This window comes from Undibacterium paludis, from assembly GCF_022568815.1.
GTDB lineage: Bacteria > Pseudomonadota > Gammaproteobacteria > Burkholderiales > Burkholderiaceae_D > Undibacterium.
On the sequence record NZ_JAKZHX010000024.1, the window covers coordinates 27650 to 43478 of the forward strand.

Here is a 15829-nt window from a genome sequence, read left to right on the forward strand (position 1 = left end):
GAAGAGCATGTGGTTTATAGCAACACGATATGAAAACCAGTCAAATACGAGTAGAACGTATCGCATTACGTGAGTGGCTGGTTCTCAGTGTCCTGATCCTGCTGTTCACAGCCGGATTGTTGTATTTCAAAACCTTGGAACGTTCAGACCTGGTCCTGTATGACAGGTTGATGCAACTTAATACCCGCCCGGCCCGCGACGATATCATCATCGTCGGTATAGACAGCCACAGCCTCAGTGAATTGGGCAAGTGGCCCTGGCCACGCCAGCGCCATGCGGAACTGATCAAACAGATCAACGCCGCCCAGCCTTTGGCAATCGGCATGGATTTTGTATTTTCTGAAGCAGAAGAACGTCATGATCAGTTCCAGAATGGCGACCAGCAACTGGCCGAAGCACTGATCAGCAGCAATAGCGTGGTGTTGCCACTGATATCGGAAAACGCCGGCAGGGGATTGACGACCGTCAAGCCCATCCCCTTGCTCAGCAGCGCCGCCAGCCAGCTCGCTCACATCAATCTGGAGCTGGACAAGGATGGTGTAGTGCGCAGCGTATTTTTGCGCGAAGGCATGAACGGCGAGTGGTGGCCGCATTTTGCCCTGGCGCTGGCAGACGTCGGTAGCGGCATTGTGCCAGGGACTGAGACCTACCTGCCCGGTGAACGGCTGTCTGCCTCATTGCGCAATGCCAAACCCGAACCAGGTACCTGGCAACGCGACTACCTGATGCACATCCCCTTTGCCGGCAGCAGCGGCCATTTCCGTACCGTCCCCTACGTCAGCGTATTGCGCGGTGAAGTCCCGGCCGAATTTTTCAAAGGCAAGTATGTGCTGGTCGGCCCGACAGCCAGTGCCATGGCGGATTCTTTCCCTACGCCGGTTTCTGGCAACGAGGGCATGATTGCCGGGGTGGAAATCAATGCCAATATCCTGGCCGCCCTGCTGGACCGGCACAGCATTGATGCAGCCCCTGCTGGCTATCTTTACCTGCTCAATCTGGTCGCGGTTGCTGTTGCCTTGCTCGCCTATCAATTGCTGTCACCACGCAAGGCCTTGCTGGCAACCGCCCTGGTGGCTGCCATTACGGTAATAGGCAGCTGGGCCAGCCTGCGTTATTCCGGTTACTGGGCGCCACCAACTGCAACCCTGCTGGCGCTGGTCATCGCCTATCCCTTATGGAGCTGGCGCAGGCTGGAAGCAGCCATACGCTTTCTGGCAGATGAATTCAGGGTGCTGGACAAGGAACCCCATCTCCTGCCTGAATTTATTGATGAAGATGAAGTAAAGCCCGTGCGCGCCTTGACTGATACCCTGGAGCAGAGCATCAATGCCATGCGTGAAGCAGTCGACCGGGTCCGCGATCTGCGTCAGTTTGTCAGCGACAGCCTGGCCAGCCTGCCCGATGCCACCCTGGTGACAACGACTGACGGCAATGTCTTGCTGTCCAATCAGCCAGCACTGGACTATTTTGCAGGAATCGGCATGCCCAAGGTGAATGACGCCCTCGTACCCTATCTGTTTGCCAAGATGTCTGGTCCGCAAAATACCGAATATGCGCCGGACAGCAGCTTTAGCTGGTGGGATTTGCTCGATATCAAACACACCAAAGCCATGTCACAAGGCATAGAAGTACGCGATCCCCAGGGCAGGGACCTGCTGATCAAGAGTGCACCCAGCTATAACGGTGAGAAGCAACTGGTGGGCTGGATAGTCAGCATGATAGACATCACCAGCGTCAGGGCAGCGGAACGCAGCCGTGATGAAACCCTGCACTTCATTTCCCACGACATGCGTGCACCACAGGCGTCGATACTGGCCTTGCTGGAATTGCAAAGAGACAGCAGCACCGCCTTGCCGACAGAAGAATTCATGTCACGCATAGAAAAAGCCTCGCGCTCCACCCTGGGGCTGGCCGACAATTTCGTCCATCTGGCCCAGGCAGAATCGCAGGATTACCGCTTTGAAGAAGCGGATTTCCAGGACATCCTGCTGGTTGCCACGGAAGAAATGTGGACGCTGGCGCGTAGCAAGAATATCCGCATACAGACGCAGATCGCGGATGAAGAATTCCCCGTCACTGTCGACAGGTCCCTGATGACCAGGGTACTGACCAATTTATTATCGAATGCCATCAAGTACAGCCCGCGTGACACCACGATCAAATGCTCATTGCTACTTGAACAAAACCTGGCCGATTCAACCATAGTCTGCTCCATCACCGACCAGGGTTATGGCATTACCCACGCAGACCAGGCCAAGCTGTTCCAGCGCTTCCAGCGCTTCAAAGCCAATGATCAACCTAAAAATGACGGAGTCGGTCTGGGCATGGTATTTGTCAAAGCCGTGCTTGACCGTCATCTTGCCAAAATAGACTTTATCAGCGCACCGAACGAAGGCACGACTTTTACCATTCGCATGCCAGCTGATCTCGAATGATCCTGCCTGCCATCACTCGTTATCAACATTGATTAATACGCAGCAATAGAATGTTGTAAAAATATCATATTTCTTGATGGTGACTGCCCTTGATGTACGTCAAACACAGCCGCCCAAGAAAATGCTCGGCCAACGCGCTATAATGGAGCCTTCATCCCGCCCCCTTTATTTGCCTTTTAATTGCCCTGTCATTGCATGCAACTGTCTGCCGTTGGCCTCAACCATACGACCGCGCCGCTGTCTTTGCGCGAAAAGGTCGCTTTCTCGCCGGAGCAAATTGCCCAGGCGGTGACGGCTGCCCGTGCCTGGTTTGGTCGTGACGGTCATGCAGACAAGCACGGCAATGAGGCAGCCATCTTATCAACTTGCAATCGTACTGAGTTGTATGCTGCCTGCAAGACGGACAATGCTGTTGATGCGGCGGCGCATTTCCTGGCGGATTTCCACAAGCTACCTTACGGTGATTTGCGCCCACACCTGTATACCCTGCCGCAAGACAATGCGGTAAGGCATGCCTTCCGTGTAGCTTCTGGCCTGGACTCCATGGTCATCGGTGAGCCCCAGATCCTGGGGCAAATGAAAGATGCAGTGCGTCAGGCAGAGGCTGCCGGTGGCCTGGGCACTTATCTGCATCAGATGTTCCAGCGCAGCTTTGCGGTGGCCAAAGAGGTACGTACCACGACCGAAATCGGTGCCCACAGCGTGTCCATGGCAGCCGCAGCGGTACGCCTGTCACAGAGGATTTTTGACAAGATTGCCGACCAGCATGTCTTGTTTATCGGTGCCGGTGAGATGATAGAGCTGTGCGCCACCCATTTTGCGGCACAAAACCCGAAAACACTGACTATTGCCAATCGCACACTGGAACGTGGTGAGGCTCTGGCGCACAGGTTCAGTGGCAAAGCAATACGACTTGCCGATTTACCGCAGCAACTGGTGCAGTTCGACATTATTGTGTCCTGTACCGCATCGTCCCTGCCCATCATTGGCCTGGGCCTGGTGGAGCGTGTGGTAAAAGCGCGCAAGCATCGCCCCATTTTCATGGTGGACCTGGCGGTGCCGCGGGATATCGAGCCTGAAGTCGCCAAGCTCGATGACGTGTTCTTATATACTGTTGATGACCTGGGTACCGTGGTGCAGACTGGCCTGGAGAACCGTCAGGCTGCCGTTGCGCAGGCAGAAGCCATCATAGAAACGCGCGTGCAGTCTTTCATGCACTGGGTCGATGGCCGTGCTGTTGTCCCGGTGATACAGGATTTGCATGAAAGCAGCGAGCAATTGCGCCTGATGGAACTTGAACGCGCCCGCAAGATGCTGGCACGCGGTGAAGACATAGACGCCGTGCTCGAGGCCCTGTCCAAGGGTATCACTGCCAAATTCCTGCACGGCCCGCAGCAAGCCCTGCACCAGGCCAGCGGCGATGAACGCGCCCGTCTGGCTACTTTGTTACCACAATTATTCCGCACCAAGCGTTAGCGAAACGCTACGCCCTGCTCATGCCTTGACCGTTATTGGCAGGCGTGTCTGCACACACGGTCCCTCTGACCGAGCCCTCATATCAAACATCAGCCTTAAGAGTCACACTATGAAACCATCTATGCTTGCCAAGCTGGACCAGCTGGCAGAACGCCTCGACGAAGTCGGTCATTTACTGATGCAAGAAGGCGCCACCAATGACATGGACGCCTACCGCAAGCTCAATCGCGAGCATGCTGAACTCAGCCCCCTGGTCGAGCTTTATAATAACTACAAGCAGGCGCAGGCCGATATTGTCGAAGCCGAAGGCATGCTCGGCGACCCCGACATGAAAGCCTTTGCCCAGGAAGAAATCGAAACGGCAAAAAACACCATGCAGACACTGGAAAGTGATCTGCAAAAAATGCTGCTCCCCAAAGACCCCAACGACGAAAAGAATATCCTGCTGGAAATACGCGCTGGCACAGGCGGTGACGAAGCCGCCTTGTTTGCCGGTGACCTGCTGCGCATGTATACGCGGTTTGCCGAGCGTAATCGCTGGCAGGTGGAGATGATGTCGGAGTCCCCATCTGAACTGGGTGGGTATAAAGAAGTTATCGTACGCCTGGCCGGACTGGGCGCTTACTCCAAGCTGAAATTTGAATCAGGCGGCCACCGGGTGCAACGCGTACCAGCCACCGAGACCCAGGGCCGCATCCATACCTCGGCCTGTACGGTAGCCGTCATGCCCGAGGCTGATGAGCTGGCTGATGTCGTCATCAATAATGCGGATTTGCGCATAGATACCTTCCGCGCCAGTGGTGCTGGTGGTCAGCATATCAACAAGACTGACTCGGCCGTGCGCCTGACACACATCCCTACCGGTATCGTGGTGGAATGCCAGGATGGCCGCAGCCAGCATCAGAACAAGGCGCAGGCAATGCGCGTGCTGGCTACCCGTATCATGGACGGCCAGTTGCGCGAAAAGCAGGCCAAGGAAGCAGCAACCCGCAAGAGCCTGATCGGTTCAGGCGATCGCAGTGAGCGCATACGTACCTACAATTACCCCCAAGGCCGCATGACGGATCACCGCATCAACCTGACGCTGTACAAGCTGGATTTCATCATGGATGGTGACTTGTCTGAATTGACAAACGCCCTGGTGGCGGAGCACCAGGCAGAATTGCTGGCCGAACTGGGTGATGATTAATCCGGTATTACGTTCTGATTAAACATGGTTTGACGCCATGGCAACAATTTTTGATTGCGTTCATCCCTTAAACTGTCAGATACTCGCAGGCAATGTGCTTTGTACCAGAGGGAATTTGCTGTTGCAATTTGTTGATGCAGAACTAAAACACCTGAACTGCATCCAAGGTTTTTTACCAGATCGCCTAGATCGCTCACAACGTACCCATCATGAATCTGTCGAAAAAAGTTTTGCTGTTAGTGGCTGCAAGCTGTGTTGGCTTGCTGGCTGGCGCCCTGTATCTGCAAGTTGTGGAAAAAATGCTGCCTTGCCCGCTTTGTGTATTCCAGCGTTATGCTTTCGCGCTGATTGCGATATTCTGCCTGATCGCCGCCGCTACCGATGGAGTCGGCCACAGGATAACGGTGGGTCTGGCCCTGCTGTCGGGTCTGGTTGGCCTGGGTGTCGCTGGCAAGCATCTCTGGGTACTCAGTAATCCTGCCCTGTCTTGCGGCATAGACCCACTGGAGACCGGGCTTAACAGCATCTTCCTGGCGCAACTCTGGCCGACGATGTTCAGGGCCGACGGCCTGTGCGAAACACCTTACCCTCCAACCTTGGGCCTATCGTTGCCAGCGTGGGCGGGTATCAGTTTTATCGCCTTTAGCCTGGTGCTGCTGATCATCCTGGTGCGCAGCAAAAAAACCCAGCGCAGCATGTTTGGCTCTTCACGCTGATGCAGAATCTTGGCTGGCTACGCGCAGGTATCAGCATTGCAGCCTGCGAAAATGCCTGTCCGCTGGACAAGCTTGATACGCGCCTGCTGATGATGCATGGCCTGGGTTTAACCCGCATACAACTGATTACCCGATCCGATCAGGCACTTGATAGCGTTCAGGTGCAGGTGCTTGCCGAACTATTCCAGCGCCGTATCAATGGTGAGCCGTTAGCCTACATCGTGCAGGAGCGCGAGTTTTTTGGCTTGAGTTTTTATGTCACTCCAGATGTGCTGATCCCGCGTCCTGATACCGAGTTGCTGGTGGAACTGGCGCTGGAATATGCACCGTCGGCATCGAGCCTGCTGGATCTGGGCACGGGTTCCGGCGCCATTGCCGTTTCGCTGGCACACCAAAGACCGGACCTCACAGTCTGCGCCCTTGATATCAGCACCGCAGCTCTAGCCGTTGCGCAAGAAAATGCAAACCGTCATTTGCCTGCGAACGGTATGGAACTGCTGCAAAGTGACTGGTATGCAGCGGTCACTGGCAGGCGCTTTCAAACCATCGTCAGCAATCCCCCATATATCGTCAAGGACGACCATCATCTGTCCCAGGGCGATTTACGCTTCGAGCCGCTGAACGCATTGACCGATCACGGTGACGGATTAAGTGCTTACCGCCGACTGATCGACGATGCGCACCTGCATCTGGAAAAGCAGGGCTGGATTTTGCTCGAACATGGCTATGACCAGGCAGAAGCTGTACGGGAGTTACTGACGGCGGCTGGTTTTGGGCAAGTACAAAGCTGGCGTGACCTGGCAGGCATAGAACGTGTCACCGGCGGCAGCTTGAGAGACTGAAAATAAAAATGGCGCATCAAATGCGCCATTTTCAAGGGCAAACAAAAAGGCTTAGTTCCTCGATGGGAATATACCTTCTGTTGCGATGATGTAGTTAATACCGAGGTAAGGCTGCATATTGGATATATTGGCTGTTGTCGTCACTGGTGCTGTAACTGAGGCTCCGTTGCCAGTATTGGAATTAGCCACCGCGGCAGTTCCACCAATAACAGTGGAAACACCGCCAAGATTGACCGGGGAAGTTGGTGCCGTGCTCGCAGGCAAGTAAATTGCCGCTGCCGGAGCCGAACCGGATGCTGTACTGGTCAGGCCACCATTATTCAATACTGCGCCAACGCCACCATTGGTACCAGTGCCTACAGTGACAGTTGTTGTTGCGGTCAGAGCCGAAGTATTCACAGTACCAGTGTGCGTGTGCGATGGCAAATTATTGACGCTCAAGGTGAAAGATGTGGTGCCAGAACTGACTACCGTTGTGTTATTTGTACCGGCCTTCTCTCCTTGCTGAACGGGGGATAATCCTGGACCAGCTCCCTGCGAACCGACAATGACACGACCACGCAGATCTGGAATACCAAAAGTAGATTGTCCATCACCACCGTACATAGTACCTAAAAGGGCAAATAGTGCTGAATTTTGTGCAATAGGCAAGGTTTGTCCATTACAAAATAGCCAGCCGCGTGGTGGATAATTAAATGCCACAGGTAAAATCGTCCCAATAAATGCGTCCATCGTTAACTCCAATCTCAGTTTCAGTTGTAGAAGACCCTGCAAATGCCTAATTGAAGGCCAATCGTTTGTGCTTCGATGCTTTCAAAAAAAGCAAACTAATTCTACAATTCTTATCATAAAAACACACTTCAATTCTTTCCGTAAAAATACAGTATTGATAAGAATTCATCCAACTTTACAACATTTAACAAAACATTACTGCTCCTCTGCCAGCCTTTGCAGCTCCAGCAACTCGTACGCAGCCGAAACTTGTGACATGAGCAGTTCGCAGGTCTCACTACTTTGAGTGCCTGTGAAGGCATCGCCGGTATAGAGTTGATGCCTGTTTTTTGAATGCCGCGCGGATCTCTGCTCCATCAGTCTCAATTCGCTTTCCTCGAAATGCACACCCGCCATAGGAAGCAACTGTTGCCACAAGACCGCAGGCAACTGGCTGTAATTGACCAGATTAGCGCCAGTTAATTTCCCATGTTCAAGGCCAGCCTGGAACATGGCCAGCAACATGGCAGCAGTGTAGGCATCATGGTCTGTCCTGGCACAATCTGGAAAACCTGCTTGCAACCTGGTGGTGTTGATCAGTCCCGGAATCATCTGCGGACCACGCTGGCGGCGGTGCGAAGCAAGCACTGCCTGCGGCTCCCGGTAAAGAAAAATAAAACGAACATCGGGAAAAGCTTCACGAATGAAATCCAGCCAGGGTAAATGCCAGCTATCAAACTTGATAAAGAAATGCTCTTCCTTGCGAGCAGCCTGACTACGTCTTTGCCCCAATGCGCAAACAAGTTGCCGGAACAAGGCATGCGCATCAGGAATATCCGGATTGTCATGATAAAACCGGAAAAATGCATCCAGCACAGGCGGCTCAGACAAAACAATGCACTGTTCCAGCTTGCTTAGCATTTGGGTGAGCAGAGTTGATCCGCAGCGCGACACATGAAAAATAAACGCCGTCGGCCTGACGCAGTCAAGGCCGGCCACAATACTGTGCAATGCGTGAAGTGGAGTGTTGCAAACCTGTCTTTTGTCACGGTCCTGTATAGCCAGACTGTCCTGGAAAAATGCCTCGGTAAAAGCCTGGTCGTGCATATTACGCCACCACAGTTCCTGCTCATCGGCAGAAATCGCTACCGGATACCAGTTGACGAACGACGTGAGCTCCTGCGCATCGATTCTTGTTCCGCGCAGCATGGCGCGCTCTTCTGCTGCAAAACCCTGCTTGATGATCATGAAATCCTATCCGGGAACAAGCCCGACGAAACCGACATGCTAATAAGTATAAAGAGGCTGCTGCGAAATTAAGATCGCTAGGCGTCGCCGACGTAGGCAGTACTTTAGTACCGGGTTTTACAAGCCGGAGGCGCAACAGAGCGAGGTTAATTTCGCAACAGCCTTTAAGTCAAACCTGCTGCCCGCTGCGGATGGCTTCAAGCCTGATGGCCATCTGCTGTGCTGTTATTTGCCCGGTAGCGCGAAGTTGCGCAATCACATCTGCCACATTGCCATCGTGTATGGCTTTATCACCATATTTTGGTGCGGGCCTGGCAATCCATCCTGCCTTCATGAATGCCTGCTCCAGCCAGTCGTTACTAACACAATCGAGCATGAGGTGAACACGCGCTCGTGGCCCAGGATTAGTCACACCATGCAAACAACTGGCATTGAGATACCAGGTGTCGCCAGCAGAGAAATGCACATTCTCTCCCTCAATCCGGAACAGAACATCAGGCGTCGTAGTAATGGGAATGTGCAGGCGGGTAATTCCATCTTCGAGGGAAGTGCCATCATCCCTGTGCTCTTTGATTATTCCACCTGCCTGCAAGGACATCAGGCGTACCGAAGTTTTTTCACACTGGAAAAAATCAATCACCTCCCTGAAGTAAGGAGTGCTCTCCAGTAAAACCGTATCCTCAAACTTCCCCTCATTGACAGGAATAATATGGTCCATGCGACCATCCACAGAACGCAAAGGCAGGCATGACCAGTCATTTTCATAGGCACGGGTATTGAAATGACTGATCCATGCAGAATTTTCCAATGCCTTCAAATCTGCCTGTAAGCGCGCAAGCTCAAAAGAAAAAGGCAGTTTAAGATAAGTGCTAGGCTGCATCTTGCACCCCATCTGCCAGTCTTTTTGATTCGGGGTGCCAATGCAGTTGCTCAAACATGCTGTCTTCACTGTGCACATGAAAGCCTGCTGAAAGATAAAGCGCCCTGGCCCTCACATTGTTTTTTTCGACTGCCAGACTCATACTCAATCCCTGTGATAAGGCATCTTCCTGCATTGCCTGCAAAACCTTCCTTCCTATGCCACGCCCCTGCACTTCCGGCAACAAGGCAATGTCAACCAGGCGCACATCGCTTGCACCGAGGTCAACCACCAGCCTCCCTATGCGTCCCCCCCCATCCTCAAGCAGCAAGTATTTTGCCATTGGGAAATTATTTCGTATTCCGACCGCCTGCATTTGCTGCTGCATCTTGATTAACTGCCGTACAAACTGCGCATCTCCCGGGATTTGTTGTAAATCTGCACGACGGCTGAAATACAGTTCCTCCAGAAATTCGCTGTCTGTCTCATCAACAGCACGCAAACGTAAAGTCCCAGGTAAATTGTACACACGTGCTCCCAAGATGGTTAGAATGACATGCTTATCATCCTGCCTATTTTTGGCATTTTCTGCAAGTCCGTCTTTTACACTAGAAAAAGCATGACCATTACCTTTGAACAAATGCAAGCCTTGGTAGGCGACAAGTTTGGGGTCCAGACTACTGCTGGCATCGTAGAATTAACGCTCATTGAAGCAGAAGAACGGCCAAGGCGAGGCTTGCCAGAACAGTTTCGTACCCCGCTGAGCCTGATATTTACGGGCCCCAGCCAGTTTGAACTCGCCCAGGCCAATTTTCCTTTTGATCACCCTGTTCTGGGACACCAAATCTGGACATTCGTCCCTACCATGCCAGCTCCTGAAAAAGGCCAACATGCCAACCGCCAGGCGGATGGCAGTTTTACCGTCTTCTATCAGGTCCTGTTCAGTTAATAAAATTTCTGTGGCACAATCAATGCTCAAGAAATAAGCAAATTATTGTTAAATTCATTTTCCGTAACAAATAAATGCTAAATTTACAGTTATTTTTTTAGTATCATTTGTTAAATAAAATTCCGCCTATTGTGTCTTTCTTATTGTAAATACCGTCAAGTCTTAACAAGTTCCTGGCGGCAACAATAATTGAATGGCGCCTGGCAGGAGCTTAGGTATCGGGCTTTAATGACTCCCGATGTATGAAGTCACATAATCGGTGGTTAGCGAATGCTTGATTTGAATTTAACACTAACACCCTCGCATGCTGGCAGGTGCATCAAGACCTGGTGGCTCAGCGGCCTGCCCGGTGCAGGCAAGACCACGATTGCGCAAGCACTGGCAAAGCACTTGCGCTATCAGTCTGTACCTGTTTGCGTACTGGACGGCGATGAATTGCGTCATGGTTTATCAAAAGACCTGGGGTTCAGTACGGCAGACCGGGAAGAGCAAAGCCGCCGTACAGCAGAGGTAGCAAAAATCCTCAACGACAACGGTATCTGTGCCATCGTCGCCCTGGTTTCTCCAAGCGCGGATGGCAGGGCAGTGGCCCGCCAGATCGTGGGCGACAAGCATTTCATTGAAACGTATATAGCAACCCCGCTGCACATCTGCCAGCAGCGCGACCCAAAAGGCTGGTACGCCAAGGCAAAAAACAACCCGGCATTGCAGTTGACGGGTGTTTCCGCTCCATATGAAGTACCGGCCAATCCCGAATGTATTATCGATACCAGCCAGACCCCGTTGACTGAAGCTGTCAATCAACTGTTTTCATTTTTGGAAGAACCTGTAACTTCATGAGTCAGACCACATATCACTTTATTTCTGGACTGCCGCGCTCGGGTTCAACTCTGCTGGCCGCATTGCTTTTGCAAAACCCGCGCTTTCATGCAGGCATGACCAGTCCGGTTGGCAGCCTGTTTCGCGGCATGCTCAATCAGTTGGGTGCGGGTTCCGAATTTGGCAGTGTCGTTACCAAGGAACAAAGACGCAGGCTGACTCGCGGTATCTTCGAATCGTTTTATGCGGACCAGGCAGACAAGGAAGTCATCTTTGATACCAACCGCATGTGGTGCGCTCATATGCCGGTACTGATGGATCAGTTCCCTGGTTCAAAAGTGATTGCCTGTGTGCGCAATGTAGCCTGGGTCATGGACAGCGTGGAACGCCGGTACCGCTCCAACCCTTACGAGATCACCCGACTGTTCAACGATGATATCGAGCGCAATACAGTGTATAGCCGTGTTGAAACCCTGGCACAGGCCAACCGGCTGGTAGGTTATCCATGGACTGCCCTCAAAGATGCTTTCTATGGTGAGCATGCATCGTCACTCCTGATCGTTGACTATGACTTGCTGGCACAGGCGCCAGAAAAAGTCATGCCACTGATTTATCAATTCATAGACGAGCCCGCCTTCCAGCATGATTTTTCGAATGTCAACTACGACGCGCCAGAGTTCGACGCGCAGCTGGGTTTGCATGGCATGCACAAGGTGCGCAACAGTGTTAGTTATGAAAAACGCGCAAGCATACTTCCGCCTGACCTGTTCGAGAAATACGCTGCACTGTCGTTCTGGACCAATACCAGCCAGAGCGGGGCCAATGTCATTGCCGTCAAAGCATCTGCTACTGAAAAGGAGGCAGGTCATGAGCCAGCATCGTGAAGCCACATTTGAAAAAACCTTATTGATCTGATTTTTATCTGCACCATCACATCGGATTTTACTTTTTGTTTTCCAATTTACAGTCAGGCCTGCATATCATGAACACAAATAATTTCAATCGCCCTCAAGATGTACAAACCGAACATGATCAGGCTGCAAATCAGATCAACGACGCCGTGCAGGTAAATCCACTTGCACCCGCACCAGCGGCTACAGGCGCACCGCAAGAAGTCCTGTTCATCGACAGCCGCGTCCCTGACCTCCAAAAATTCATCAATGCAGCAGCCCCCGGAGTGAAAGTGGTCGTTCTGGATGCCAACCAGAATGGTCTGGACCAGATGATCACAGCGCTGCAGGGTGTAAAGAATCTGCAATCCATCAGTGTGATCTCGCATGGTGATGAGGGCGTAGTACTGCTCGGCAATGGCCCCTTGTTTGCTGGCAATCTCGAACAGAACCAGGCAAAACTGCAAACCATCGGTCAATCCCTGGCAAAAGGCGGTGATTTCCTTTTGTATGGTTGCGATATCGGGCGCGGTGAACAAGGTGCAAATTTCGTCAATAAACTGGCACAGATAACCGGTGCCGATGTTGCCGCCTCTTCCGACACCACAAGCGGCGCGACTGGCAACTGGGATCTGGAGATCAAGACAGGCAATATCGATGCGCCTTCAGCCATCAATACCAAAGACCTGTCTGCATACAGTTACCTGCTTCATACCGCCAGTGTCAATACGGTTGCCCAGTTGAAGGCCGCAATTGCAACAGGCAATACCGATGGCTCCGCTGATACCATCACGCTGACCGGCAACATCACTTTTGCCAGCGCGGCAGATGCCATCACCATCAATGTGACGGATGGTCAGACCATGTCGATTGTCGGCGGTGGTTTCACTTTGAGCGGCGGTAATTTTGCACGGGTACTCGACATTACAACCAGCGGTGCAGGCAGCACTGTTTCCATCGATAATCTGACCATTACCAATGGGAAGGTATCAGGTACTGGTGGTGCAGCCGGGGCTGGTGGCGCAGCCGGAGCTGGCGGTGATGCTTTGGGTGCTGGCATAAAAAATGCAGGTACGCTGGTCATTACCAACAGCACCATTACAACAAATAAAGCTGCCGGTGGCGGCGGTGGTGGTGCATCTACTGGCACCAACTATGCTGGCGGCGGCGGCGGCGGCGGTGGCTTTGGTGCCGGCAATGGAGCTTCCGGCGGCAATGGCACTCCGGGTGGAGCCTATGCCGCCGCAAGCGCTGCTTCTGGCATAACAGGTGGTAAGGGCGGCGGCGGCGGAGCTGGCTCTGCGGGTAAGGGCGGCAGCGCAACTGGAGGGGCGGGTGCAACTTACTCTGGTACGGGATACACAACGGGTGGCGATGGAGCGACGGCAAACAATGGCAGCATCGGTATTGGTGGCGGCGGCGGCGGTACGGGCACCAAAGGTACTGGCGGTGCCGGCGGCAATGCTGCGGGTGGTATTTATAACGCCTCAACGGGTAAGATTACCATTACGAACAGTAGTATCACCAATAATATTGCGGCGGGCGGTGGCGGTGGTGGTGGTGGTTCAACTTACTTTTCAAACACTGGGAATGGCGGTGCTGGCGGTGTCGGGATTGGCGCCATCTGGAACAAAGGCGGCATCGTCCAACTGGACGCAACGACTAATGCAACTCTGAGCACAGGCAACACAGGAGCTGGTGGTTCAGGAGGCTCTGCAGTTGGCGGTACCAACACAAATGGTGGAAATGGATCAGCGGTATCCACACTTTCCTCCACAAACGGTGGAACACAAAACACTAACTTTGTACCAACAACTGTAACAAGTGCGACCTATGACGCCAGCACCGGCACCCTGGTTGTTACCGGCGCAGGCATGACTACTGGCGACACGATTGATGTCTCCAAACTCTCGCTGACTGGTGAAGGCGGTTCCTACACACTGACATCAGCCAACGTCACCGCTGCCAGCAGTACGACTTTTACCGTCACACTCAATGCGACCGACAAGATCAATATCAACGGCATTTTGAATAATAACGGTACAACTGCAGCAGGTGGAGCGACCTTCAATCTTGCTGCCGCCACCAACTGGGATTCAACGGCAAGTGCGTCGGCAGATTTGACGGGCAATGCCGTCACCGTATCCAACGTCACGGCGCCTACCATTACCTCGGCCACCTATGACGCGGCCACCAATGTGCTGGTGGTGACGGGTACAGGTCTCGTTAAAACGGTAGGCGCGACCAACGACATCACCATTTCCAAGCTGACGATCACTGGTGAAGGCGGCTCGACTTATACGCTGTCCACCACATCCAATGTGGAAATCACATCTGCCACCAGCTTCAGCATTACCTTGTCTGGTGGCGATATTGCCGGTGTCAACGCCTTGCTTAACAAGAATGGCACGAGTTCAGCAGCCAGCGCCACGACCTATAACCTGGCAGGGGCAGATGACTGGGACAGCGTCATCACCGGAGGCGATATCTCAGATGCAACGGGCAATGGTATTACTGTTTCCAACGCTGCTCCTATCGTCATCAGTTCCACCTATGATGCCAGCACTGGCACCCTGGTTGTCACCGGTGCCAACATGGTCACAGGCGACACGATAGATGTCTCCAAACTGTCGATTGCTGGTCAGGGTGGTTCATACACACTGACTTCAGCCAATGTGACTGCGGCCAGTGCAACTTCGTTCACCGTTACGCTGAATGCTGCCGACCAGCTCAACATCAACGGCATCCTGAACAAGAATGGCACCTCTGCGGTGGATACAACCACCTTCAACCTGGCAGCCGCTGCTTCATGGGATGCCAGCCGTACTACCTCAGCCGACCTGACAGGTAATGGTGTCACAGTATCCAATGTCACTGCGCCGACGATTACCTCGGCCACCTTTGATGGCGCCACCAACATCCTGGTCGTAACGGGTACAGGCCTGGTTAAAACCATCGGTGCGACCAATGACATCACTGTTTCCAAGCTGACGTTTACCGGTGAAGGTGGTGCGACCTATACCCTGTCCACTTCCAGCAATGTCGAAATCACCTCCGCGACCAGCTTTAGCATCACCCTCTCTGGTGCCGACATCGCCGGGGTCAACAATCTGCTCAACAAGAACGGCACCTCCTCCATCAGCAGCACCACCTACAACCTTGCTGCTGCGGACGACTGGGACAGCGTCATCACCGGCGGCAATATTGCTGACCTGACAGGTAACGGCATCACCGTGTCCAATGCTGCACCGGTAGTGATCAGCTCCACCTATGATGCCAGCACAGGCACGTTGGTTGTCACCGGTGCCAACATGGTCACTGGCGACACGATTGATGTGTCCAAACTGTCGATTGCTGGCCAGGGCGGTTCCTACACCCTGACCTCGCCCAACGTCACCGCAGCGAGTGCAACTTCTTTCACCGTCACGCTGAACGCTGCTGACCAGATCAACATCAACGGCATCCTGAACAAGAACGGCACCTCTGCGGTGGATACAACCACCTTCAACCTGGCAGCCGCTGCCTCATGGGACGCCAGCCGTACCACCTCAGCTGACCTGACAGGCAATGCTGTTACGGTATCGAACGTCGCAGCCCCAACGATCACCTCCGCAACCTTTGACGGCGCCACCAATATCCTGGTAGTGACAGGAACGGGTCTGGTTAAAACCATAGGTGCGACGAATGACATCACT

13 protein-coding genes are annotated in these 15829 nt (G+C 53.1%); 9 read left to right on the top strand and 4 right to left on the bottom strand.

The window, feature by feature from the left end:
* Positions 1 to 29: 29 nt before the first annotated feature.
* From LZ463_RS27615 to prmC, 5 genes are all read left to right on the top strand, one after another.
* The gene (locus tag LZ463_RS27615) at positions 30 to 2435 is read left to right on the top strand and encodes a CHASE2 domain-containing protein (protein WP_241459547.1); all 2406 of its coding nucleotides are present in this window, start codon (positions 30 to 32) and stop codon (positions 2433 to 2435) included.
* A 195-nt stretch (positions 2436 to 2630) separates the two neighbouring features.
* Positions 2631 to 3911, top strand: a complete 1281-nt coding sequence (hemA, locus tag LZ463_RS27620; RefSeq protein ID WP_241459548.1) for a glutamyl-tRNA reductase — start codon at positions 2631 to 2633, stop codon at positions 3909 to 3911.
* A gap of 109 nt (positions 3912 to 4020) precedes the next feature.
* Entirely contained in the window at positions 4021 to 5100 is a 1080-nt protein-coding gene (gene prfA / locus LZ463_RS27625) for a peptide chain release factor 1 (protein WP_241459549.1), read from the top strand.
* A gap of 209 nt (positions 5101 to 5309) precedes the next feature.
* Positions 5310 to 5816, top strand: coding sequence for a disulfide bond formation protein B (locus LZ463_RS27630; protein ID WP_241459550.1), 507 nt, complete (start codon positions 5310 to 5312; stop codon positions 5814 to 5816).
* Positions 5816 to 6658, top strand: coding sequence for a peptide chain release factor N(5)-glutamine methyltransferase (gene prmC / locus LZ463_RS27635; protein WP_241459551.1), 843 nt, complete (start codon positions 5816 to 5818; stop codon positions 6656 to 6658). Before LZ463_RS27630 ends, prmC begins: the two co-directional genes overlap by 1 nt.
* A 51-nt stretch (positions 6659 to 6709) precedes the next feature.
* On the opposite strand, the gene LZ463_RS27640 is transcribed toward prmC, so the two are convergent.
* The 4 genes from LZ463_RS27640 to LZ463_RS29250 all read right to left on the bottom strand — a co-directional run bounded on the left by LZ463_RS27640 (position 6710) and on the right by LZ463_RS29250 (position 10005).
* Positions 6710 to 7390 carry a phage tail protein gene (locus tag LZ463_RS27640; protein ID WP_241459552.1) on the bottom strand — a complete coding sequence of 227 codons (681 nt, stop codon included), beginning with the start codon at positions 7388 to 7390 and terminating at the stop codon, positions 6710 to 6712.
* Positions 7391 to 7585: 195 nt separating this feature from the next.
* Positions 7586 to 8617 carry a sulfotransferase gene (locus tag LZ463_RS27645; RefSeq protein ID WP_241459553.1) on the bottom strand — a complete coding sequence of 344 codons (1032 nt, stop codon included), beginning with the start codon at positions 8615 to 8617 and terminating at the stop codon, positions 7586 to 7588.
* Between the two features lie 169 nt (positions 8618 to 8786).
* Positions 8787 to 9497, bottom strand: coding sequence for an aspartyl/asparaginyl beta-hydroxylase domain-containing protein (locus LZ463_RS27650; protein ID WP_241459554.1), 711 nt, complete (start codon positions 9495 to 9497; stop codon positions 8787 to 8789).
* Positions 9487 to 10005 carry a GNAT family N-acetyltransferase gene (locus LZ463_RS29250; RefSeq protein WP_241459555.1) on the bottom strand — a complete coding sequence of 173 codons (519 nt, stop codon included), beginning with the start codon at positions 10003 to 10005 and terminating at the stop codon, positions 9487 to 9489. The genes LZ463_RS27650 and LZ463_RS29250 overlap by 11 nt, the downstream gene beginning before the upstream one ends.
* A gap of 90 nt (positions 10006 to 10095) precedes the next feature.
* Here LZ463_RS29250 and LZ463_RS27660 point away from each other — a divergent pair, with 90 nt between their 5' ends.
* The 4 genes from LZ463_RS27660 to LZ463_RS29165 all read left to right on the top strand — a co-directional run.
* Positions 10096 to 10425 carry a DUF6916 family protein gene (locus tag LZ463_RS27660; protein WP_241459556.1) on the top strand — a complete coding sequence of 110 codons (330 nt, stop codon included), beginning with the start codon at positions 10096 to 10098 and terminating at the stop codon, positions 10423 to 10425.
* A 279-nt stretch (positions 10426 to 10704) separates the two neighbouring features.
* The gene (cysC, locus tag LZ463_RS27665; RefSeq protein ID WP_241459557.1) at positions 10705 to 11265 is read left to right on the top strand and encodes an adenylyl-sulfate kinase; all 561 of its coding nucleotides are present in this window, start codon (positions 10705 to 10707) and stop codon (positions 11263 to 11265) included.
* Positions 11262 to 12128: a sulfotransferase gene (locus tag LZ463_RS27670; protein WP_241459558.1), complete on the top strand. Its 867-nt coding sequence runs from the start codon at positions 11262 to 11264 to the stop codon at positions 12126 to 12128. Before cysC ends, LZ463_RS27670 begins: the two co-directional genes overlap by 4 nt.
* A 98-nt stretch (positions 12129 to 12226) precedes the next feature.
* Positions 12227 to 15829 (top strand): DUF4347 domain-containing protein (locus LZ463_RS29165; protein WP_277624196.1); only part of this gene is annotated, 3603 nt, incomplete at its 3' end.

Coding starts and splice junctions, on each gene's coding strand:
- LZ463_RS27615 (WP_241459547.1), top strand. CDS start 30: ATGAAAACCAGTCAAATACGAGTAGAACGTATCGCATTACGTGAGTGG.
- hemA (WP_241459548.1), top strand. CDS start 2,631: ATGCAACTGTCTGCCGTTGGCCTCAACCATACGACCGCGCCGCTGTCT.
- prfA (WP_241459549.1), top strand. CDS start 4,021: ATGAAACCATCTATGCTTGCCAAGCTGGACCAGCTGGCAGAACGCCTC.
- LZ463_RS27630 (WP_241459550.1), top strand. CDS start 5,310: ATGAATCTGTCGAAAAAAGTTTTGCTGTTAGTGGCTGCAAGCTGTGTT.
- prmC (WP_241459551.1), top strand. CDS start 5,816: ATGCAGAATCTTGGCTGGCTACGCGCAGGTATCAGCATTGCAGCCTGC.
- LZ463_RS27640 (WP_241459552.1), bottom strand. CDS start 7,390: ATGGACGCATTTATTGGGACGATTTTACCTGTGGCATTTAATTATCCA.
- LZ463_RS27645 (WP_241459553.1), bottom strand. CDS start 8,617: ATGATCATCAAGCAGGGTTTTGCAGCAGAAGAGCGCGCCATGCTGCGC.
- LZ463_RS27650 (WP_241459554.1), bottom strand. CDS start 9,497: ATGCAGCCTAGCACTTATCTTAAACTGCCTTTTTCTTTTGAGCTTGCG.
- LZ463_RS27660 (WP_241459556.1), top strand. CDS start 10,096: ATGACCATTACCTTTGAACAAATGCAAGCCTTGGTAGGCGACAAGTTT.
- LZ463_RS27670 (WP_241459558.1), top strand. CDS start 11,262: ATGAGTCAGACCACATATCACTTTATTTCTGGACTGCCGCGCTCGGGT.